The following is a 21,702-nucleotide window of genomic DNA, read 5'->3' as shown; positions in this document are numbered from 1 at the left end:
CGCGGGCGACACAGGCGTCGGCGCCGCCGCCGCGATCACCGCGCGGCGGCGAGCATCGGGTAGGTGAACAGGCCGAAGTGGACGACGTTCAGCCCCGCATGCGCGAGCGCGGCGGCGAGCAGGCCGCCGCGCCGCCACGCGAGCCCGTAGCCGACGCCGGCCACCGTGCCGAGCACGATCCATGGCCAGCCGCCGGCCGCATGCGCGGCGCCGAACAGCACCGCGCCGGCCGCGAGCGCGACCCACGGGCCCCATGACCAGGCGCGGAGCACGCGGGTCAGCCCGCCTTGCACGTAGCCGCGGAACAGCGCTTCCTCGGCGAGCGTCACCAGCAACAGGTTGTTCGCGAGCCACAGCCAGCCGGACGGCGGCCATTTGGGCGCCCAGCCGACCATCCCGAACGCCAGCGCGCCGACCAGGCACGCGGCAGCCGTCGCGACGGCCGCCACGACGCCGGTGCGCAGCGCGCGCGACAGCGCGACGTCGGGGGCGACCCACGGCAGCATCCACAGCAGCCACAGGCCGATGAGCGGCTTGTCGAAATTCAGGTACATCGTGAACGGCACGGCGTCCGGCGTGAAGCGGATCGGCCCGATCACGCGCGGATTATGGAAGCCGGGAATCAGGTGCAGGCTCAGCGCGATCGCGAGCGCGGCAAAGACGACGTGCGCGGCGATGCGCACCGCGAGCAGGCGTCCGGGCAGCACGCCCCAGCCGGCCGCGATCAGCAGCGCGAACGGCGCCAGCGTGATCGGCGCAAGCTGGCCGAACGCCAGCGCGCCCGCATAGCCGAGCGCGGCGAGGCCGATGCTCAGGCCGTGCAGCGGGCGATGCCATGCGAATGCGGCGGCCGCGAACAGGGCGATCCAGATCGTGGCACACGGAAGGAGCGAAAGGGACATGACGGGAAACGGATCGGCGGACGAGACGCCGCGCATCATACAGCAGGCGCCGTGACATGCCGCCGGGCAACGGGCCTGCCGCGTGTCAGCGGCCGGCCGTCTCGGTGACGCCGCTGCGGCCGGGGATGTCGACGCTGTTGCGCACGCGCATCCGCCGTCGGTACCAGAACGTCCACAGCAGCAGGCAGGCAAACACCGTATAGCCCATGACCGGCGACACGACGAGCACGCGCTCGACCGGCCAGCTGACGACCATCCACCAGCGCAGCAGCATCTCGATCGTCATGATGGCGCCCCACACGAACGTCATCAGCCGCAGCATCTGCCGCAGGCCCGGCTGCGCGTCCCAGACGGCTTCGAAGTGCGCGGCGCCGCCGTCCATCTCGCGGGCCACGGTGGCGCGGGCCAGATAGTAGATCAGCGGGCGTTCGCGGAACAGTGACAGCAGGAACACGATGCCGATCGTGCCCGACCCGATCGATTCGCGCATCAACAGCGTGCGCGGGCTGCCGCCGAACGCCATCCCGACGATCGACAGCGTGATGCCGAGCAGCACGATGGCCGCCACCGCGTCGACGCGGCGCGAGCGGATGAATTCGACGATCGACCAGACGATCGGCGGAACCGCCGACGCGTACAGCGCGCCGGTTTCGCCGAAATACGGATGCGCGACCCGATAGGCCACCCAGGGCAGCACGAGGTTGACGAAGAGTTCGAGAATCAGTCCGGCTCGCGGTTTCACGGTGCGCTAGTTGTGAAGCGTCAAGAGGTTGTTTCTCGACGCAGGAAGTCTCGCCATCGGCGCAATGCCGCCGTTGCCCTTGTTGCCCCGAAAAGGGTTCGGCCCAGTATATCGAAGAATCGTGCGCGGTTGCGGTGTCGCCTGTCGCGACGGCGAGCCGCCGGACTAGCGTGCAGCGGCCGGCGGATTGATCGGCGCACGCGGCAGCCGGGCGGGGCGTTCTGCACGATCGCGCCGTCGCGTGGTGTCGTGTCGCGGCACGTCGTCGATCGGGATGCGTTGGCGGTACGCGAGCCTGCGCGGCGCGGCGTGAATCGACGCCGCGGCCGCGCGTGCCGTGCCGTCAGGAGACGGCCGGCTGGACGATGATCTTCACGTTGCGGTCCTTGTGGTTGACCAGTTCCTCGAAGCCGCGCGTGACGATGTCGCCGAGCGCGATGCGTCCGGTGATCAGCGGCTGCACGTCGATGCGGCCGTCCGCGATGAAGCGGATCACGTCCGCGAATTCGCCGTTGTACGCGAGCGAGCCGATCACTTCCTTCTCGGTCGACACGATGTCGAAGAAGTTGAACGGCGCCGGCTCCTCGAAGATGCCGACCATCACCGACTTGCCGGCCTTGCGGATCACGTCGATCGCGAGCTTCGCGGTGGCCGTGTGGCCGATGCACTCGAACGACACGTCGGCGCCGTAGCCGCCCGTCAGCGCCCTGACTTCCGCGATCGCGTCGGACGTCTTCGGATCGATCACGACGCTCGCGCCGACCTCCAGCGCCTTCTGCTTGCGCGCGGCCGACATCTCCAGCGCGATCACGCGCCCCGCGCCCGCGGCCTTCGCGCACATGATCGTGCACAGGCCGATCGTGCCCGCGCCGACCACGACGACGGTCTGCCCGACGATGTTGCCGGCTTTCTTCACCGCATGCAGCCCGACCGCGAGCGGTTCGATCAGCGCGCCGGCCTCGGTCGGGAAATTGTCGGGCAGCTTGTACAGCAGTTCGGCCGGCACGTTCACGTATTCGGCGAACGCGCCGTTGTTCATCAGCCCGGTGAACGCGAGGTTCTCGCAGATGTTGTACAGCCCGTGCCGACAATACCAGCAGGTGCCGCAATGCTGGCACGCGTCCGCCGTCACGCGGTCGCCGACCGCGAAGCCCGACACGCCCGCGCCGAGTTCGGCGATCTCGCCGCTGAACTCGTGGCCGAGGATGCACTGGCCTTTCAGGCCGGTCAGCGGATGCGGCGCGTCGACCGGGATGAACACCGGCCCGGCGACGTATTCGTGCAGGTCGGAGCCGCAGATGCCGCACCAGTGCACGCGGATCGTGACCCAGCCTGCGGGCGGGCGCTCCGGAACGGGAACCTGTTCGACGCGGATGTCGTGGCGGCCGTGCCAGACGGCGGCTTTCATGCTGGGCGGGGTGATCGATGCCGGTGTACTCACGTTGCTGTCTCCGTCAGGTTGTCGTCGGGCGTGCGGCAACGCTGCCGGTGCGCCCGTCGCGCGATTGCGCGATCGACCGGTATGCAGGAACGGGGCCAGCGTGAATCGGGGCTGTGCGTGGCGTTAGGAAGATACGCGGTACGCGCACTGCACCATGTCGCTTTTCGCCGTCCGGTAAAGGTTCGGAAGAAATGGCGGGTCGAATTTGCTGCGATAGCGAAGCGGCGAGTCGAGTGAGACGCCGGGACGTTCGTCTCAGCGCAATGAGACGAATCGCGAGACGAACGGTGACGGGGGGCGCGGTTCGATCCGCGTTCAGGCGAGCACTTCGTCGACGGCAACCCTCGCGAGCGCCTTGAATCCCGCGGCGCGGTACAGCGGCTGGCCGGCTTCGGTCGAGATGAGCCATACGCGCTGCGCACCGCGGTGCCGCGCGTGCGCGACGATCGCGGCGAGCAGTTGCGTCGCCAGGCCGCGACGCCGGTATGCGTCCGCCGTCCCGACGCGGTCGACGACGATATCGCGCGGCGATGCGAAGCCATAGCGCGCGGTGGCCGCGATCTGCCCGTCGACGCGGTGCGCGAACAGGAACGCGGCCGGATTCGGCTGGAACGGCGGGAAGACGCCGCTGGCGTTGAACGCGGCGATGGCGTCCGGCGTGTCGCAGGCGAGTGCTTGTGCGAGCGCATCGTCGCCGGACAGCCCGTCGATATCGGCGGCCATGAAGTGCTCGTCGGTCAGCCGGCGCGTCCTGCCGTGCAGCGCGGGCGGCAGCGGGGCCGCGCCGTAGCGCGTGATCCACGCGCCGACGGCAAACGGGCCGGCGCCGGCGACGGGCGCACCTTCGATCATGAAATGCTCGGACGGCCGGCCCATCGCGTCGTCGAACTGCACGACATGGCCGTCCGGGCCGTCGTGCAGCGGCGCATCGCGCCGGTCGCGCGCGGCGCAGTATCCGGCGATGAACGCGCGTACGGCCGCCTTGCGGCGCGGGAAGGCGGACCACGCCTCGTCGAGCGGGAACAGCGTGGCCGGTGCGGGGGAGGCGGTCGGCATGCGTAGATGCGCAGCGTTGTCGGGGGCGAAGCCAACAGCTTAAATCAGGACGCCGTCGGGTGTCGCGCCGGCCATTGTCGTCATCGTCGAAACGGATCGTTGCGCACGCTACCCCTTTACTTGAAGTTAACTTCAATTTGTATCATGTGCGGCAATCCGATTGCGTTCGCGTGAGGCATCCCGTTGCACGCTGCCGCTTCGATGGCGGTGAAGCTGACCGCAGCGCCTGTCGCGGCCGATGCCGCCATGCCGCCGTCGCGCGGCTGCCGGCGCGGCGATCGGTCTGTTCCTGCGGCGCGAACCGATGGGCCGGCGCTGAGTGCTGCGCCTGCGTCGGTCCACCTGCACGGAAATCCGTCAAGCATGCTCGACATCATGGAAAGCCTGATCTGCGAAGAAGACCGGTCGTGCGATGTGCTCGCGTCCACGCTCGACGAAGACGATGTGCCGCCGTCGCTCGACGGCGTGGTCGCGCATCCGCTCGCGCCGATTCCGGCGCATGCGACGGCTGCGGTGTCGCCGTTGCGCCCGCAACTGTTCGTCACGGTGCTGGAGGCTGGCGACGACGCACTGCTGGTGCGATGGGTCGAGAGCGGCCGCTGTCATTACGGCGAGCAGCGTTGGCGCCTGCGCGTCGCGTTGCAGCCCGGTCGCTGCGCGCTCTCGGGGCAGACGATCGAGCCGGGCGAGCCGGTGTTCCGGCCGGTGCGGCGGCCCGTGCCGGCCAATGGCGACGAGATGATCCACCCGGCAGCGGTGTCGGGTATGGACGGTTCGGTGTGCGATGGCGCGCCGGAGGACGGCGCACGCCATCCGGCCGATATTCATGGCTGAACATCGGCCGTCCGGGCGACGACGTTACTTCTTCAGATCGTGCCGGTACTGGATGAACCCGGCGTTGTTCGCGAGCCTGTCGTACAGCGCACGTGCGGTCGTGTTGGTTTCGTGCGTGAGCCAGTACACGCGGCTCGCGCCGGCTTCGCGGGCCCGTTCGTACACGGCCTCGATCAGCGCGCCGCCCGCGCCTTGCCCGCGTGCGTCGGGCGCCGTGTACAGGTCCTGCAGGTAGCAGTACGGCCCTTCGGTCCAGCACGAGCGGTGGTAGATCGCATGCACGATCCCGACCATCGCACCGGACGCGTCGAACGCGCCGAGCACGAACATCGGCTCGGCCGGGTCCATCAGGCGCGCCCAGGTCGTCGCGAACACCGCGTCGCTCAGCGCGGTGTCATAGAACGTCTGGTAACCCTGCCACAGCGGACGCCACGCGGCTTCGTCGGCGGCGACGAGCGGGCGCACCGTGACGCGCGTGGCGTCGTTTGCGCGGCTGGCCGCATCGCGCGCGGCGGCTTGCGCGTGGCGGATCGCGGTGAGCGACTGGCGCTGGTTGCCTTCGGCGTCGAAGTTCTCCGGGGCGAGCCACGCGTCGAACGCGGCGCGGACGTCCGGCCATTCGCCGTCGATGATCGAGAACCACGCGGTGTCGCGATTGCGGCCGCGGTAGACGATCGCCTGCCGGAACGTGCCTTCGTAGCGGAAGCCGAGGCGCGCGGCCGCCTTGCGCGACGGCGCGTTCAGGTCGTCGCACTTCCATTCGTAGCGCCGGTAGCCGAGCGTGTCGAACGCATACTTCATCAGCAGGAACTGCGCTTCCGTCGACACCGGCGTGCGCTTGAGCAGCGGCGAGAACGTGACGGAGCCGACCTCGATCACGCCGTTGGCCGGATCGATGCGCATCAGCGCGAGCGTGCCGACCGCGCGGCCCGTGGCGCGATCGATCACCGTGTAGTGGAGCGGATCGGTGCTCGCCTGCGCGCCGCGCGCGTAGTCGCGGTAGCTGGACGCGTCGGCGTACGGGCCGTGCGCGAGATAGGTCCAGTCGCTGCCGTCGGGCGCTTGCGCGTAGGCGGCGTACAGGTCGGCCGCGTGGCGCTCGGCGTCGAGCGGTTCGAGCCGGCAGTAACGGCCTTCGAGCGCGATGCGCTCGGGGCGCGGACGCGCGGACCAGTCGGGAACGGGGTGGCCGATGGGCTGCTGGAAAGCGTTGGTGAGCGTGGGCAAGGTCGATCTCGCTTCGGTTGGCGGCCGGCGACATGCCGGCATGCAGACGATCGTAGTCCCGGCGAGGTACCATGAGAAGCGCCAGAGTATGGAAAATTTATGGTGCCACGAGCGGTGGCCGTCAGGCTTATGAGCGCTTACCAGTGCGCCACTGGCCATCCGTCCCGTTCCCGCCTTTCACGCTGCAATGTTCCGATGACGACTCCCTTTCCTTCCGCCGACGCGCCGTTGCTGCCGCTCGATGCGCCGCTGGCGCGCGCGCCCGGCGCGCCTTCGCTGCAGCGCCAGTTGCTGCGCCGCGTGCGCGACGCGATTCTCGGCGGCGCGATGCCGGCCGGCACGCGGCTGCCCGGCACGCGCGCGCTGGCCGAAACGCTCGGCGTGTCCCGCAATACGACGGCCGCCGTGTACGAGCAGCTCGTCGCCGAAGGCTTCCTGCAGTCGGACCGTCGCGGCACGCGGGTCGTCGGGCTGTCGCGGCCGGCGCCGCCGCGCCGGCGTGCGGCGCCGCCGGTCGTCGCGCAGCGGCTCGGCCGGATTCGCCCGAGCCTCGTCGGCACCGGCGAATCGGAGGGTTTCCGGCCGGGCGTGCCCGCGCTGTCGCATTTCCCGGTGGACGCGTGGCGGCATGCGATCGACCGTGCGTTGCGCCGCGCCGGCCGCGACCTGCTGGCGTACGGCGATCCGCTCGGCGAGCCCGCGTTGCGCGAATCGATCGCGCGCCATCTGGCCGTCACGCGCGGCGTGCGCTGCGACCCGGAGCAGATCGTGATCACCGAGGGCGCGCAGGGCGCGATCGCGCTGTGCGCGCAGTTGCTGACGAATCCGGGCGATACGGTGTGGGTCGAGGAGCCCGGCTATCGCGGCGCGCGCACCGCGATGCAGGCGGCGGACCTCGACGTCGTGCCGATGCCGGTCGACGCGGAAGGGCTGCGCGTGGAACCGGACGATTGGGGCGAGCGACCGCCGCGCCTCGTCTACACGACGCCGTCGAACCAGTTCCCGACCGGCGCCGTGCTGTCGATCTCGCGCCGGCTCGCGCTGATCGATGCGGCGCGCCGCCATCGCGCGTGGATCATCGAGGACGACTACGACAGCGAATTCCGTCACACCGGCGAGCCGATCGGCGCGATGCAGGGGCTCGCGCCCGATTCGCCAGTCGTCTATCTCGGCTCGTTCAGCAAGACGATGTTTCCGGCGCTGCGGATCGGGTTTCTCGTGCTGCCCGACGCGTTGCTGGCCGCCGTGCGGCCGGCGCTGCCGGAGATGCTTCGCGGCGGGACGCGCCACGTGCAGCTCGCGCTGGCCGATTTCATCGAGACGGGCGAGTACGGCCGGCATCTCGGGCGGATGCGCCGGCTGTATCGCGACCGGCGGCGTTTGCTGCTCGCCGCGCTCGACAGCAGCCTGAGCGTGCCGCACCAGGTCGAGGGCGGTCCGTGCGGGCTGCACCTCGCGCTGCGGCTGCCGGCGCGTTATCGCGATCGCGCGATCGTCGAAGCGGCGCGCGCGCATGGCATCGGGCCGTTTCCGCTGTCGGGTTTCGCGATCGATGCGGCGCGGGCCGGCAACGGACTCGTGCTCGGTTTCGGCAATACGTCGGCCGACGCGTTCGAGCCGATGTTGCGGATGGTGTCGGCGATCGCGGAGCGGGTGGGCGCGGGTGGCGCGTGATGGTATGGTTTCGCGATTTCAACTGCTTGCTGCCCGATCGTGATGACGCTCCGCCCATCCCTGCTGTTCGCTGTCATTGCCTGCACGTCGTGGGCGACCGTCGCCGCTCACGCGCAACCGACGCACGACGGCTTCATCTGCGATACCGACAAGCATCACATCGTGATCGACCACGCGGCGGATCGCGCATTGCGCTACCGCGCATGGAACAAGCCGCATCCGGTCGACGGGAAGCCGGACGTCGACGTGCGCGGCGGCACGGAAACCACGGGCGGAACGGATCCGTGCGTGAGCACCGACTGGTCGTTCAAGCGCGGCAATATCACGTACGAGGTATCGGACAGCGCCGCCTGCACCGACGGCAAACCGCCGCGCGGCGCTTACGGGACGGTCTCGGTGACAATCAACAAGGAATTCGCGGCGCGTTACTGGTGCGTCAAGTAACCGGTGCTTTAAAACACCGAAAGGCTGCGCCGTCGGCAAAACATTCAATATTTTAAAAAATCGGCCGATATCCCGATATTGAAGTTTCCTGAACACGCGACGTGAATCGAAAGTCTTGCTTTTTCGATCGTAAGGAATGGTCAATGGCGCTTGCCACGACACATGCCATGAGCGACGATTCTGCCCCGTGACAAGCGGTTACTTTTTCATGATGAATGGATAGTGGAGGACGAAGGCCGGCGCAAGTCGCGATGCGTCGCATCGGCCATGTGCTCCTATAAATAAAAATGCCGATCCGATGAGATCGGCCGCAGGCATCCGAGCGCGCAATCACCGCGTGTGCCGTCTGCGAAATCGAACCGAGCCAGATGAAACCCGATTCAAGCCACTATTGCTTCCCGAATCTGCTGGAAGCGTTTTTTATCGTCGTCGTGCTGAACCTGGTCGAGTATTTGACGAACTCGATTATCTGGTCGCTCGGCCGCAGCGCAGGGCTTCAGACGATGGCGATCGCCAGCATCGGAAGGGTGCTCGCGAACGGGCTCTTATTTACGGTGCTGCTTCATCACAGCAAATTGACCTACCGTAGCCTGCTGCACGACAGCGTGGATTCCTGGCGAACGACGATCAGGCGATTTCTCGTGCCCGTTTTGCTGATTACACCGGCATTGCTCGTGGTGATGAGCGTGCTTGAAGTCGGCATCGGGCAGTTTTTCCCGTGGAGCGGAAGCCGGGAGGACGCCGGCGAGGTTTATGCGAATGGCGGACTCGGCCTGATCGTATTGACCTGCGTGATTGCGCCGCTACTCGAAGAGATGTTGTTTCGCGGCGTGATGCTGCGCAGCTTCTTGCGACAGTACCCGGAGGGAACGGCTATCGCGCATTCGGCCGCCGTGTTCGGTCTCGCGCATTTGAATGTGTATCAGTTCGCGCTCGCATTCGGACTCGGTTTGTTGATCGGGAAGCTCTATGCGGCCACCCGATCGTTGTTGCCGGGAATGTTGATTCACGCCTGCTACAACACCGCGGTGGTCATCGTCGCACTGAAATCGCCGTTCGTCCTCACCCGGCAGAGCCTGCTCGAGATCTGGCCGACGTCCTGGTGGTTCGGCGCGCTCGCGTTGGGCGGCGTCGGCGCGTGGGGGCTGGTCAAGTCGGTGGATGCACTGCGAATGGCGCCCGCGCGTACGGCAAACGACAACGGCGCGAACTGAGCGCGCGTCATGATGGTTTCTACAACGAGAAAACGAGGTAAAGCATGCGGGGCAAGCAAGTCTGTCTGGTGGGTCTGGCGAGTACGGTGTTGATGCTGGCGGCGTGTGGCGGCGGCGATGACGGTGGCGCGGCCAAAACGGGCAGCAACGCATCGAACAACGATACGGCGGGAACGCCGACGGTCACGCCGCCCGCCACGCCGGCGCCGGGCGCGCCTGGCCAGCCGTCCGCACCCACGGCCTGCCGACCGAACGGCCGCTTCAGCTATTCGGGCGCGGCGTCGCCGGTTGCGGCGAACAACGGCCAACTGGCGGTGCTCGTGGTGCCGAATTTGCCGAGCGAGTGGGCGAAGAACCGCAACATGACGGCGGACAATGTGCCGGCGACGAGCCTGGTTCAGCAGGGAAGCGGCGCGTTTACGACGCTGGCGTCGTCGTCGGCGGCGACCGACTGCCTCGGGCTCGACCACGGGGCCGTGACCGAGATCCAGGGCGTCGGCACCGATGTGGCGATCGGCCGGTGGAATCGCGCGATGGACACCGACGGCAATACCTATACCGATGCGCAGGGCGTGCACTACGCGGTCGGCACGCCGCTGTCGTTGCCCGCCACGGGCGCTCCGCTTTCGTGTACGCAGGTAATTTCCGACACGGTGGCGAGCAACAACGGCGGCGCGGATGGGGCGCTCGTTTCGGCTTCGGCCATGCTGGATCCGGTCACGCGCATGCTCACCACGCTGAACCTGTCGATCCAGCTCGGAAGTACGCAACACGGGCTGACGTATACGCAGGTGCCGTTGAACGGCGTGTTGAAGACTACCGGGCCCGCAACGATTCAATCGATCGTTGTCGGACATGACGCGGCCCAGCCGCTGGTCGCCGTCGGTTACACGGCTGCGTTGCCGAACACGCAAGGCGTCGGCGGGGTGGCGGTATTGTCGTGCCACTGAACGGAGCGGGTGCCGGCTCGTCGACGGATGCGGACCGATGACGGACCATCCGCGCTTCGCATGCTGTCTGTCGGTCATGCGCGACAGGCTGATGATTGCCCGCAGACCGTCACGCTGACGCCGGCACGCGCACCGCTGCGTGGTGGATATTCGGATTGACGAACCGCGCGCTTTGTTCGAAACGAACGCCGTCGCGGTTCCGCCGCCACGGCGCCTCCCGGCATACGGGTTTCGATTCGTGTGTTCCAACCGGCGCGTGCGCTATAAATGGTTGGGTGTACCGGTGCTTGTCGGGCGCCTGCGCGTCTCGCGCAGGGTAGCGTCGCGGCTGCCGGGGGAGGTGGCACCGTGGTTTGCCAGACGCTTGCTCGCGCCGTGCTTCGCACCGCGTTGATCGGGGGCGTGTTTGCCGGATGTTGGCCGCCGCCCGCCGCCGTTGCCGGCACCCTCGCACCGCACGCCGCACCACCGGCGATGAAGGTGCGGCCGCCCGCCGCGCCTTACGCGATGCCGGTCGATTTCCCGGCGATCGTCGAGCGCTACGGCCCGGCGGTCGTGACCATCGTGGCCGCCACACCCGATCCGCAAACCGGCGGGCCGGCCTTTGCCGCCCTCGATCCCGACGATCCGCTCACCGCGTTCTTCCGGCACGGTGCGGCGCCGCCCGCACCGGCGGCGCCGGCGCCCGATACGCTGCCGCGTGCGGTGTCCGGCAGCGGCTCGGGCTTCATCGTCAGCGCCGACGGCCTGATCGTCACGTCCGCCCATGTGGTCGACGAGGCGACCGACGTGACGGTGCGGCTCACCGACCGCCGCGAATTCAAGGGGACGGTGCTGGCCGTCGATCCGCAAAGCGATGTCGCCGTGCTGCGCGTCGACGCGACGAAGCTGCCGTTCGTGCGCGTCGGCGATTCGTCGAAGGTCCGCGCGGGCGAACCGGTGATGACGATCGGCGCGCCGGACGGATCGGGCAACACGGTCACGGCCGGCATCGTCAGCGCGACGTCGCGCCGCTTGCCGGACGGCAGCGCGTTTCCGTTCTTCGAGACCGACATCGCACCGAACCCGGACAACTCGGGCGGCCCCGTGTTCAATCGCGCGGGCGACGTGATCGGCATCGCGGTGCAGGTCTATACGGGCACCGATCGCTACGTAAGCACGACGTTCGCCATCCCGATCGCATTCGCGGCAAGGATGCGCGCCCAGTTGCGCGCGCAACAGCAGGCGCAGATGCAGACGCAACAGCAGGCGCAGCAGGCTCAGGCGCCTGCGCCGGGCACGCCGTCGGGCAATGCGTTCGGCGCGGACGTGCAGGACGTCGGCGTCGGGCTGGCCGCGGCGTTCGGGCTGCCGCGTCCGGCAGGCGCGCTCGTCAACGGCGTCGCGCCCGGCTCGCCGGCCGCCGCGGCCGGCCTGAAGCCCGGCGACGTGATCGTGAAGATGGGCGACAAGACCATCGGTCGCTCGGCCGAACTGGACGACCTGGCCGCCGCGCTGCCGCCCGGCGCGAAGGCGCCGCTGCGCGTGATCCGCAACCGTGCGCCGGTGAAGCTGACGATCGTCGGCGCCGACGACGCGGGCATGAGCGCGGCCGCAACGGTCGGCATGGCCGCGCCGAAGGCCGGTGGACGGCCGGGGCCGGCTGCCGGCGAGCCCGGCGATGGCGGTGCCAGCGGTGACCGCGGCGATCGCCTCGGGCTGACGATGCACGCGCTGAGCGACGCCGAGCGCCGGTCGACGGGGCTCGCGGTCGGGATGATGGTGGACGCGGTGCACGGCCCGGCCGCGCGCGCAGGCATCCTGCCCGGCGACGTCGTGCTGGAACTCAACGACACGCTGCTGGAGACGCCGGACGACGTGCAGACGCTCGAAGCGAGCGGCGGCAGCGTGATCGCCGTGCTGATCCAGCGCAACAACGCGCGGAAGTTCGTGTCGGTGCGCGTGCGGTAGGGCGTTGACGCGGCTGCTAGCGTCCGCCTAACATCGTCCGGTATCGCTGGCGGTCCGCCACGCATTCAGGAGCCACTCGGCATGAAAACGGCTTGCTTCATCGTAGTAGCTCACAGGCGCAGGGTCCGGTAGCGGCACCGCGCCGGCACCCATGCGCCCCCGACTCGTGCGGGGGCTTTTTTTTGTGTTGCGCACGGCCGTGCGGCCCGTGCGCGGGAGGGCTTTCGCTTGTCATCGAACCTGTCGACCGCTTCCGATCCGGCGTCGCCGCGACACGCAACGTTGATCCTGTTGTGCGCGTTGTCGGTGCTGCCGCTGAGCCTGTTCTTGCCGTCGCTGCCGGCGATCGTGCGCGACCTGCACACCGACTATGCGCTCGTCGCGCTGTCGCTCGGTGGTTATGCGGCGGTGGCCGCGTCGCTCGAATGCGTGACGGGGCCGCTGTCCGACCGGTTCGGCCGGCGGCCGATCGTGCTGACGAGCGTCGCGATATTTACGCTCGGTTCGCTCGGCTGCGCGGCGGCGACGGATATCCGCGTATTTCTCGGCTGTCGGATGATGCAGGCGGCGATCACGTCGGTCTATCCAGTGTCGATGGCGGCGATCCGCGACGCCGGTGGCGGCGCGCGCGCGGCGAGCCGGATAGGCTATGCGGCGATGGCGGCCGCGTTCGCGCCGATGCTCGGCCCGACGCTCGGCGGCGTGCTCGATCAGACGGTCGGGTGGCGCGCGAGCTTCTGGCTGCTCGGCGCGGTCGGCAGCGCGCTGTTCGGCTGGTGCGCGTTCGATCTCGTCGAAACCCATACGCGCCGGCCGTCGAGCTTCGCGCAGCAGCTTCGTGCGTATCCGGCGCTGCTGCGTGCGCGCCGTTTCTGGGCCTATGCGCTGTGCATGGCGTTTTCGACGGGCACGTTCTATGCATTCCTGGCCGGCGCGCCGCTCGCCGCGAAAACGCGGTTCGGCATCGCGCCGGCGGAGATCGGCTTCTACATGGGGACGATCACGGCCGGTTTCGTGGGCGGCAGCTTGCTGGCCGCGCGGGTCGCGCGCCGCTACGCGCTGGCCACGACGATCCTGTGCGGGCGGGTCGCGGCGTGTGCGGGTCCGCTGATCGGCCTCGCGCTCGTGTTCGGCGGCGCGACGCACGCGCTCGCATGGTTCGGTCCGTGCGTGCTGGTCGGCATCGGCAACGGGCTGAGCAATCCCGGCGCCCATGCGGGCGCGGTGTCGGTGCGCCCGGAGCTGGCAGGCAGCGCGTCGGGGCTGGCCGGCGCGATGACGATCGGCGGCGGCGCCGCGCTGTCGTCGCTGACAGGCGCGCTGCTGACCCCGCGCAATGCCGGCTACCTGCCGCTCGCGATGATGCTGCTGTCGGCGGCGATCGCGCTGGCGGCCGCCGTGTACGTGCGGGCGTTCGACGGGCAGGACGCCGGGCGGTGAGCGCGGGTGCGCCCCGGTACCGGCGCGCGGCCGATTGACGGACAATCGACAATCCGCCGCATGCCGGGAGACGACGCATGATCCGCGCGCCGCGTGTCCCGGCGAGCGCGAAGGGCGACTGGACGAGGATGCGATGAGCGACTTTTCTGATTTCCAGCGGGACATTGCCGATGCCGCGAGGGCGACCTTCAGGGCGCTGCGGGCGTTGCACCCGGACGAGCATTTCTATGCGTTTGCGCTGTACACCGACAGCGGCGCGATGACGGTGGTGCCGGCCGCCAATTCTGTCGAAGGGCTGCGCCGAATCCGCGCGCAACAGGCGGTGGCGGACGACGATCCGTGGTTCGTATGGGGCGTGTCCGAATGGGCGTACGCGGCGGCCGAGGCGTCGCCGTTCAACGCGATCTGCGGCAGGCTCGCCGACGAAGTGCTGAGCCCGCAGTTCGTCCAGTCGCGCTTCAGCGAATTTTCCCGGCAACTGCACGCCGACATGATTGCGGCATTGCGGCTGCTCGATCGCGACGGCGTGTTCGGCACGGGCGACGATAGGGCGGCCATCACGCTGTTCGTGTCGATCAGCGACGACGACGCGGCCGAGGCGCTGGAAAACGCATCGGCGAAAGCGCTGAATCCGCCCGCCGTCGCCGACGCGTTCCTGCGCCGCTACGACTGACCGGCATCAGAATCTCGCACGGCGGCCCGGGCACGCGGCCGCCGCGCATGTCGCGTTACGGCTTCGCGCCGACCACGAATTCGAACGTCGCGATGCCGTCGACGCCGCCCGTCACGCGATCGCCCGGCTGCAGCGCGCCGACGCCGGCCGGCGTGCCGGTGAAGATCAGGTCGCCGGCCTTCAGCTCGACCGAGCGCGACACGTACGCGATGACGTCGGGCACGGGCCAGATCATGTCGGCGAGGTCGCCTTGCTGGCGCGTGTCGCCGTTGACCGCGAGCCAGATGCGGCCGGTCGCCGGGTGGCCGGTGGCCGTCGCCGCGCGCAGCGCGGTCACCGGGCCCGATGCGTCGAAACCCTTCGCCCAGTCCCACGGCCGGCTCAGCTTCTTCGCTTCGGCCTGCAGGTCGCGGCGCGTGAGGTCGACGCCGACGCCGTAGCCCCACACGTGCGACAGCGCGTCGGCCGGGTCGATCGACCGGCCGTCCTTGCCGATCGCGACGACCAGCTCGATTTCATGGTGGAGGTCGTTCGTCAGCGGCGGATAGGCGACCGTGCCGCTGGCCGGGACGATCGCGTCGGCCGGCTTCGTGAAGAAGAACGGCGGTTCGCGGTCGGGGTCGGCGCCCATTTCGCGGGCGTGGTCGGCGTAGTTGCGGCCGACGCAGAAGACGCGGCGCACCGGAAAGCGCGCGGACGACTGTTCGACTTCGACGGAAGGACGCTCGGCGGCGTCGATGACATAGGCGGACATCGGATTGGCCTCGTTCGGTAGGAAGACGGACGACCGGCGCGTCGGCCGGCATGCGTGCAACGATACCCGACGTGCGTGCGCGCGGATGCGACGCAACTGCGTTTTACCGGGACAAAACTACGCGTCGGCGGCCGGCTGCGCGTCGTCGGCGGCGGGCAGCGCGGCGTTCGCGTCGCGGTACGCCTTCGGCGACACGCCGACCCGCGCACGAAAGCGCCGCGCGAAATAGCCTTCGTCGCGAAAGCCGACCGAGCGGGCGATGTCCGCGATGCGCCGGCTGGTATGGGCCAGCAGCGACTGCGCGAGCGCGATCCGGCGCTCGGTCACGAGATCGGTGAAGGTGCTGCCGGTTTCCTTGCGCACCAGGTGCGCGAGGTAGTTCGGCGACAGAAACGCGGCTTCGGCGGTCGCGGCGAGCGTCAGGTCCTCGCGGGTCAGGTTCGCGCGCACGTGGCGCAGCACGCGGGCCAGTGCGTCGCGCCGGCCGGCGCGCTGGGCGCCGCGTTGCGCGAGCTTGTCGAGCGCGCCCGCGTACTGCGTGCAGACGAGCCCGATCAGTTGCAGCAGGTAGCCGCGCAGCAACGTGGTCGAGCCGAACGTGCGCACGCGATCGGCGTCGAGCATGCACAGCGCGAGGCGGCGCGCTTCGTCGTACGTATCGCCGGTCAGGATGAAATCGACGTGCTCCTGGAAGCGGAACGGCGTCAGCTCGGGGAAGCGGTGCGCGGGCACGTCCTCGAGATCGAGCGGATCGACGTCGAGATCGGCGCGCAGGAACGCCTGGCTGAAGTTGATCACGATGAAATGCGCGCCTTCCGGGTGCGGAATCAGGTGCTCGCGGTGCGGCAGCACGAACGCGAGCGCGCCGCGCGGAAACGGCCGCGTGACGCCGCCGATGCGCTGCTCGGTGTCGCCGCCGAGGTTGAACTGGATCTGGAAATACGCGTGCCGGTGCGGCTCGGTGATCGCCTGGCGCGACGCCTGGTCGCGGATGTAGAAATCGAGCCGGTCGCTGCGTTCGGGCATCCCGTACAGGCGCGGCGGGGCGGTGGAGGGCATGAAGGATTGTGCTGTTCGTGACGCGGTGGAGCCGCGATGGTACAGCGAACCGGGCGCGACGGGGACGGGCGCGGCCCCGCGCTACCCGGTCAGCCCGCCGCGAGCGGCGCGACCCGGCGCCGCAGTTCGGGCACGACGTCGGCGTCGAACCACGGATGGTGCTTGAACCACGCCTGGTTGCGCGGCGACGGATGCGGCAGCGGCAGGATCGCGGGGCCGTAGTCGCGCCACGCATGCACGGTGTCGGTCAGCGTCGCCTTGCGTGTGTCGCGCAGGAAATGCCGCTGCGCGTACTGGCCGATCAGCAGCGTGAGCCGGATCGACGGCAGTTCGGCCAGCAGCCGGTCGATCCACAGTGGCGCGCATTCGGGGCGCGGCGGGTTGTCGCCGCTCGCGCCGCGGCCCGGGTAGCAGAAGCCCATCGGCACGATCGCGAAGCGCGTCTCGTCGTAGAAGGTGTCGGCGTCCACGTCGAGCCAGTCGCGCAGCCGCTTGCCGCTCGCGTCGTCCCACGGGATGCCGCTCGCATGGACGCGCGCGCCCGGCGCCTGCCCGACGATCAGGATGCGTGCATCGCGATGCGCGCGCACGACCGGGCGCGGGCCGAGCGGCAGGTCGGCTTCGCATGCACGGCACGCGCGGATTTCGGTGAGCAGCACGTCGAGCGGCGCGTGCGTTGGTTTCGGCATTGATTCGGAGCGGGGATGGGGGGGCAACGCGGTGTCGCCCGAGCGGCACGAGCGGCCGGCGGTCGGCGGCCGGGCCGCCTCCGTGGCGCCGGCGGGTACCGGCTGCACTGCGCGGTGCGCGCTACGGCTACGCGCTACGCCTGCGACAGACCCGCCGCGCCGCCTTCGGCGACCGCAGCATCATACAACGCGGTCTGCGCGATCGCCGCGGCGATGCCCGCGTCGTCGTGCGAGCCGTCGAGCATGCCCCAGCGCCGGTATTGCGACAGGAACCACTGGCCCTCGCGCGGATCGGGCCGGTTCACCGCGCCGCCGTCGTGAAAGCGGATCGGCAGCGGCGGCGTCGCGAACGGCCCCGCGCCGTAGTCGCCGAGCAGGCGCGGTGCGATCAACCGGGCCGGCACGCCGAGCGCGTCGGGCGACGCGAGCCAGTCGGCCGCCTCGCGGCGGTGCGCGGCGCTGTCGAGCCACGCGCACGCGTCGACGAGCGTGCGGACCAGCGCACGTGCGGTGGCCGGATACAGCGCGACGAAATCGCGCCGGGTCGCGAGCACCTTCTCCGGATGATCGGGCCAGATCTCGCTCGTGACGGCGACGGTGCGGCCCGCGCCGCATGCTTCGGCCACCGCGTGCCACGGCTCGCCCGCGCAGAAGCCGTCGAGCTCGCCGCCCGCGAGTGCCGCGACCATCTCGGGCGGCGGAATCACGACGCTGCGCACGTCGCGCAGCGGATCGATGCCGTGCGACGCGAGCCACGCGTTCAGCCACATCGCGTGCGTGCCCGTCGGGAAGGTCTGCGCGAGCAGCGGCTTGCGGCCGAGCGTCGCGAACGCGGCGCGCACGCTGCCGGTTTCGCGGTAAGCGTCGGCGAGGCCGCGCGACAACGTGATCGCCTGGCCGTTGCGGTTCAGCACCATCAGCGCGGCCATGTCGGCCTGCGGGCCGCCAATGCCGAGCTGCAACCCGCAGACGAGCCCGTACAGCGCATGCGCGGCGTCGAGCTCGCCGCTGAGCAGCTTGTCGCGCACGGCCGCCCACGACGGCTGGCGGCTCAATTCGAGCGTGAGGCCATGACGCGCACCGAGGTTCAGGCGTTGCGCGACGATCAGCGGGGCCGCGTCGCTGAGCGCGACGAACCCGAGGCGAAGATGCGCGCGTTCCGGCGCGGCGGGAGGAGAGGTATTCATTGGACTCATGACTGGGGTGACGCGTCGAGCAATTGTCGCGCGACGTCGACGATGCGCAGGCCCTGATCCATCGCGCGCTTGCGCAGCGCCGCATAGGCGTCGTGTTCGGACAGCTTGCGCTGGTCCATCAGCACGCGTTTCGCGCGGTCGATCAGCTTGCGTTCGTCGAGTTCGCGCTCGACGTCGGCCAGCCGGCGGCGCAGTGCGTCGTCGTGCGAGAAGCGCGCGAGCGCGACTTCGAGAATCGGCGCGAGGCGCTCGGCCGACAACCCTTCGACGAGATATGCGCTGACGCCCGCGCCGACCGCCGCGCGGATCAGTTCCTGATCGGCGTCGTGGCTGAACATCAGCACGGGGCGCGGCGCGGTCGCATGCATGACCGCGAGCTGCTCGAGCGTGTCGCGCGACGGCGAATCGGTATCGATGATCACGACGTCGGGGCGTTGCTCCTCGACGGCCGCCGGCAGGCGCGCGGGCGTCGCGACGTCGTTCAGCATCTCGTAGCCGAGGCGCGCGAGCGCGTCGCCGAGTTCGCCGATCGGCTTGTCGGTATCGGTGACGAGCAGCACGCGCAGGCGGGCGGGGGCGGACGAACTCATGAGGCGGGCAACAGGAGCAGTGATGCGTCGGTGCAACCGGCGGGCGATGCAGGCAGGCCGCACGCGCGGCAGGGGCGAAAGGAAACGGGGAGCGGCTGAGGCCGCGCGATGCCGCGCATGTCAGGCGGCCCGCGCAAGCGCCGCGTCGGCTGCCGCGTCCGCGTCCTGCGCGGCCGCTTCGCCGATCGCGCCGCCGACGAGGATCACGGCCGGGCTGCCGAGCCGCGCCGCTTCGACGCCGCGCGCGAGCGTGCCGAGCGTGCCGGTCCAGCGGTGCTCGTCGGGCGTGCCGGCCCATTGCACGGCTGCCGCCGGCGTCGACGCGGGGAGCGCGGCGAGCAGGCCGGCCGCGATGCTGTCGACGCGGCTCATCCCCATGTAGATCGCGAGCGTGGTGCCGGTCGCCGCGAGCCGTGCCCAGTCGGGTTCGCCATGGTCCTGGCGGTGCGCGGTGACGAACGTGACGCCCTGGCAGTGCTCGCGGTGCGTGAGCGAGATGCCGAGGCTCGCGGCGGCGGCGAATCCCGACGAGATGCCGTTGACGATCTCGACCGGAATCGCGGCCGCGCGCAGCATCGCGAGCTCTTCGCCGGCGCGCCCGAACAGCAGCGCGTCGCCGCCTTTCACGCGCACCACGTGCGCGCCGCGCAGCGCGTAGCGACGCATCAGCTTCTCGATGAACGCCTGCGGCGTGGAGCGGCAGCCGCCGCGCTTGCCGACGCGGATCACGCGCGCCTGCGGCGCGAGTCCGACGATGCCGGGCGCGACGAGATCGTCGAGCAGCAGCACGTCGGCAGCGGCCAGCGCCTTTACCGCCTTCAGCGTGAGGAGATCGGGGTCGCCGGGGCCGGCGCCCAGCAGCGTGACTTTGCCTGTCGTCATTGTCGTATTCCTGTGCCGCATCGCATCGCTGCGGCGGTCTGATGTCGCGTTGTTGCGCGGCGGCGGCGGGCGGTCGAAACGCACCGGCATCCGGCCGTGCCGTGCACGGGGGGACGCCGTTGTCCTGTCGGGCCCGCCGTGAAGGGCGGGCAGGGTTTTGCGGGGACTGCCCACCGGCGCCGTTGCCGGTGATGCATGGCGTTCAGCAATATCCGGGCCAACCGGCGCAACGCGCGGTCAGCGCATGCCGCGATGCACTGCGCGATGGCCGCACGCGTGCATGCGCATGCCTCACATGGGCCGTCGCCATGTCGCATCGGTGTGCATCGTGCGCCGTCCGCGCGCACCGCGATGTCGCACGGCGACAGTGCTGCAGCGCACCACATCTGTGCCTCGGTGCATCGCGACGGAGAGCGCGCGATGCGTCGCCTCGCGTCGCGTGCTGTCCGCCAAGCCTTGTGCGACGAGGCTTTCGGCCGGATTCGTGCCGATATGGCACGGCGTTTGCGTAAGCTGGTTCGGGCGGATCAACGGCGATTCGCCCGCAGTACCGAATACTGACGCGCCCGGCAACGGGCTTCATGGGCAACGGCGTCCTACGCATCGGGTCTCGACGAGACCGGGTGCGCAGGACGCCGTTTTTCGTTTGGGCGGACGACATGACCGACAAAGCTACCCGTATCGATCTCTTCAGCCTCCGCACCGCGCCGATGCGCGCGTTCCATCTGACGTGGATGGCGTTCTTCGTATGCTTCTTCGCGTGGTTCGCGTGCGCGCCGCTGATGCCGTTGATCGCGCGCGAATTCCATCTCACGGCGGCGCAAGTCGCGAACATCAACATCGCCGCGGTCGCCGCGACGATCGCCGTGCGGCTGCTGGTCGGCCCGATGTGCGACCGGTTCGGCCCGCGCCGCGTGTATGCCGGGCTGCTGCTGCTCGGTGCGATCCCCGTGTTCGCCGTGTCGTTCACGCACGACTACCTGTGGTTCCTGATCTGCCGGCTCGGCATCGGCGCGATCGGCGCGGGCTTCGTGATCACGCAGTACCACACGTCGGTGATGTTCGCGCCGAACGTGGTCGGCACCGCGAACGCGACGACGGCCGGCTGGGGCAATGCCGGCGCGGGCGCGACGCAGGCGCTGATGCCGCTGCTCGTCGCCGCGGGCCTGATGCTCGGCTTCGGCGAGGATGCGTCGTGGCGCATCGCGCTGGTCGTGCCGGGCGTGGCGATGCTCGTGATGGCGTGGGCGTACTGGCGCTTCACGCAGGACTGCCCGCAAGGCGATTTCGTCGCGCTGCGCAAGCAGGGCGTAACGATCGACAGCGGCAAGAAGGGCGGCTGGGCGAGCTTCTTCGCGGCCTGCGGCAACTACCGCGTGTGGATGCTGTTCGTCACGTACGGCGCGTGCTTCGGCGTCGAGGTGTTCATCCACAACATCGCCGCGCTGTACTACGTCGATCACTTCAAGCTGTCGCTGAAGGACGCCGGCTTCGCGGTCGGGATGTTCGGGCTGCTCGCGCTGTTCGCCCGCGCGCTCGGCGGCTGGCTGTCCGACAAGATCGCCGCACGCCGCAGTCTCGACGTGCGCGCGGCGCTGCTGTGCGCGCTGATCATCGGCGAAGGGCTCGGGCTGATCTGGTTCTCGCATGCGCAAGGCATCGGCATCGCGCTCGTCGCGATGCTGACCTTCGGCCTCTTCACGCACATGGCGTGCGGCGCGACCTACGCGCTGGTGCCGTTCATCGACCGCAAGGCGCTCGGCGGCGTCGCGGGCATCGTCGGCGCGGGCGGCAACGTCGGCGCGGTCGCCGCGGCTTTCTTGCTGAAGGGCGTCGGCGACGTGCAGAACACGTTGAGCCTGCTCGGCCTTGCCGTGACCGCGACCGCGTTGTGCGCGATGGCCGTGCGCTTCAGCGAAGAACACAAGGCGCGCGAAGCCGAGCTGCGCGATCGCGCGCTGGCCGCCGCCAGCGCCGCGAACTGA

At 69.6% G+C, this 21,702-nt stretch carries 21 protein-coding genes; 10 read left to right on the top strand and 11 right to left on the bottom strand.

Annotated elements, in window-relative coordinates; translation table 11 throughout:
• Positions 1–35 precede the first annotated feature (35 nt).
• The 4 genes from HWX55_RS11180 to HWX55_RS11165 all read right to left on the bottom strand — a co-directional run bounded on the left by HWX55_RS11180 (position 36) and on the right by HWX55_RS11165 (position 4,141).
• The gene (locus HWX55_RS11180) at positions 36–902 is read right to left on the bottom strand and encodes a CPBP family intramembrane glutamic endopeptidase (RefSeq protein ID WP_175975625.1); all 867 of its coding nucleotides are present in this window, start codon (positions 900–902) and stop codon (positions 36–38) included.
• An 85-nt stretch (positions 903–987) separates the two neighbouring features.
• A complete protein-coding gene (locus HWX55_RS11175) occupies positions 988–1,644 on the bottom strand; it encodes a VC0807 family protein (protein WP_124554925.1) in 657 nt (218 codons plus the stop codon).
• A 343-nt stretch (positions 1,645–1,987) separates the two neighbouring features.
• On the bottom strand, positions 1,988–3,052 hold the full coding sequence (locus HWX55_RS11170) for a 2,3-butanediol dehydrogenase (protein WP_124653151.1): 1,065 nt from the start codon (positions 3,050–3,052) through the stop codon (positions 1,988–1,990).
• Positions 3,053–3,400: 348 nt separating this feature from the next.
• Entirely contained in the window at positions 3,401–4,141 is a 741-nt protein-coding gene (locus HWX55_RS11165) for a GNAT family N-acetyltransferase (RefSeq protein ID WP_175975624.1), read from the bottom strand.
• Positions 4,142–4,504: 363 nt separating this feature from the next.
• Between HWX55_RS11165 and HWX55_RS11160 the strand changes: the two genes are divergently transcribed.
• Positions 4,505–4,975, top strand: a complete 471-nt coding sequence (locus HWX55_RS11160) for a DUF3331 domain-containing protein (protein ID WP_175975740.1) — start codon at positions 4,505–4,507, stop codon at positions 4,973–4,975.
• 24 nt (positions 4,976–4,999) lie between these two features.
• Here the strand turns inward: HWX55_RS11160 and HWX55_RS11155 are convergent, their stop codons facing one another.
• Entirely contained in the window at positions 5,000–6,202 is a 1,203-nt protein-coding gene (locus HWX55_RS11155; RefSeq protein WP_175975623.1) for a GNAT family N-acetyltransferase, read from the bottom strand.
• Between the two features lie 195 nt (positions 6,203–6,397).
• Here HWX55_RS11155 and HWX55_RS11150 point away from each other — a divergent pair, with 195 nt between their 5' ends.
• The 7 genes from HWX55_RS11150 to HWX55_RS11120 all read left to right on the top strand — a co-directional run bounded on the left by HWX55_RS11150 (position 6,398) and on the right by HWX55_RS11120 (position 14,547).
• Positions 6,398–7,876, top strand: coding sequence for a PLP-dependent aminotransferase family protein (locus HWX55_RS11150; RefSeq protein WP_175975622.1), 1,479 nt, complete (start codon positions 6,398–6,400; stop codon positions 7,874–7,876).
• Between the two features lie 42 nt (positions 7,877–7,918).
• The gene (locus HWX55_RS11145) at positions 7,919–8,320 is read left to right on the top strand and encodes a hypothetical protein (protein WP_244140539.1); all 402 of its coding nucleotides are present in this window, start codon (positions 7,919–7,921) and stop codon (positions 8,318–8,320) included.
• A gap of 368 nt (positions 8,321–8,688) precedes the next feature.
• Positions 8,689–9,534 carry a type II CAAX endopeptidase family protein gene (locus HWX55_RS11140; RefSeq protein WP_175975621.1) on the top strand — a complete coding sequence of 282 codons (846 nt, stop codon included), beginning with the start codon at positions 8,689–8,691 and terminating at the stop codon, positions 9,532–9,534.
• Between the two features lie 44 nt (positions 9,535–9,578).
• Complete coding sequence (locus HWX55_RS11135; RefSeq protein ID WP_244140538.1) at positions 9,579–10,484, top strand: hypothetical protein; 906 nt, start codon at positions 9,579–9,581, stop codon at positions 10,482–10,484.
• A gap of 348 nt (positions 10,485–10,832) precedes the next feature.
• Positions 10,833–12,434: a trypsin-like peptidase domain-containing protein gene (locus HWX55_RS11130; protein WP_175975620.1), complete on the top strand. Its 1,602-nt coding sequence runs from the start codon at positions 10,833–10,835 to the stop codon at positions 12,432–12,434.
• A 228-nt stretch (positions 12,435–12,662) separates the two neighbouring features.
• A complete protein-coding gene (locus HWX55_RS11125; protein WP_175975619.1) occupies positions 12,663–13,874 on the top strand; it encodes an MFS transporter in 1,212 nt (403 codons plus the stop codon).
• A gap of 133 nt (positions 13,875–14,007) precedes the next feature.
• Complete coding sequence (locus HWX55_RS11120) at positions 14,008–14,547, top strand: DUF4303 domain-containing protein (protein ID WP_175975618.1); 540 nt, start codon at positions 14,008–14,010, stop codon at positions 14,545–14,547.
• A gap of 55 nt (positions 14,548–14,602) precedes the next feature.
• Here HWX55_RS11120 and HWX55_RS11115 read toward each other — a convergent pair whose 3' ends face one another.
• From HWX55_RS11115 to cobA, 6 genes are all read right to left on the bottom strand, one after another.
• On the bottom strand, positions 14,603–15,301 hold the full coding sequence (locus tag HWX55_RS11115) for a fumarylacetoacetate hydrolase family protein (protein ID WP_050012751.1): 699 nt from the start codon (positions 15,299–15,301) through the stop codon (positions 14,603–14,605).
• A gap of 117 nt (positions 15,302–15,418) precedes the next feature.
• Positions 15,419–16,360: a helix-turn-helix transcriptional regulator gene (locus tag HWX55_RS11110; RefSeq protein WP_050012750.1), complete on the bottom strand. Its 942-nt coding sequence runs from the start codon at positions 16,358–16,360 to the stop codon at positions 15,419–15,421.
• Between the two features lie 89 nt (positions 16,361–16,449).
• Positions 16,450–17,049 carry a uracil-DNA glycosylase family protein gene (locus HWX55_RS11105; RefSeq protein ID WP_175975617.1) on the bottom strand — a complete coding sequence of 200 codons (600 nt, stop codon included), beginning with the start codon at positions 17,047–17,049 and terminating at the stop codon, positions 16,450–16,452.
• 134 nt (positions 17,050–17,183) lie between these two features.
• Entirely contained in the window at positions 17,184–18,236 is a 1,053-nt protein-coding gene (locus HWX55_RS11100) for a CmpA/NrtA family ABC transporter substrate-binding protein (protein WP_175975616.1), read from the bottom strand.
• 5 nt (positions 18,237–18,241) lie between these two features.
• Positions 18,242–18,835 carry an ANTAR domain-containing protein gene (locus tag HWX55_RS11095; protein WP_175975615.1) on the bottom strand — a complete coding sequence of 198 codons (594 nt, stop codon included), beginning with the start codon at positions 18,833–18,835 and terminating at the stop codon, positions 18,242–18,244.
• Between the two features lie 120 nt (positions 18,836–18,955).
• A complete protein-coding gene (gene cobA, locus HWX55_RS11090; RefSeq protein ID WP_175975614.1) occupies positions 18,956–19,717 on the bottom strand; it encodes a uroporphyrinogen-III C-methyltransferase in 762 nt (253 codons plus the stop codon).
• Positions 19,718–19,912: 195 nt separating this feature from the next.
• On the opposite strand from cobA, the gene HWX55_RS11085 reads away from it, so the two are divergent.
• Entirely contained in the window at positions 19,913–20,278 is a 366-nt protein-coding gene (locus HWX55_RS11085) for a hypothetical protein (protein WP_244140537.1), read from the top strand.
• 98 nt (positions 20,279–20,376) lie between these two features.
• The gene (locus HWX55_RS11080) at positions 20,377–21,702 is read left to right on the top strand and encodes an MFS transporter (RefSeq protein WP_175975613.1); all 1,326 of its coding nucleotides are present in this window, start codon (positions 20,377–20,379) and stop codon (positions 21,700–21,702) included.

The sequence above is a fragment of the Burkholderia sp. BCC1047 genome (genome assembly GCF_902833155.1).
Taxonomy (GTDB): domain Bacteria; phylum Pseudomonadota; class Gammaproteobacteria; order Burkholderiales; family Burkholderiaceae; genus Burkholderia; species Burkholderia sola.
This window is presented reverse-complemented; position numbering and strand designations above follow the sequence as displayed.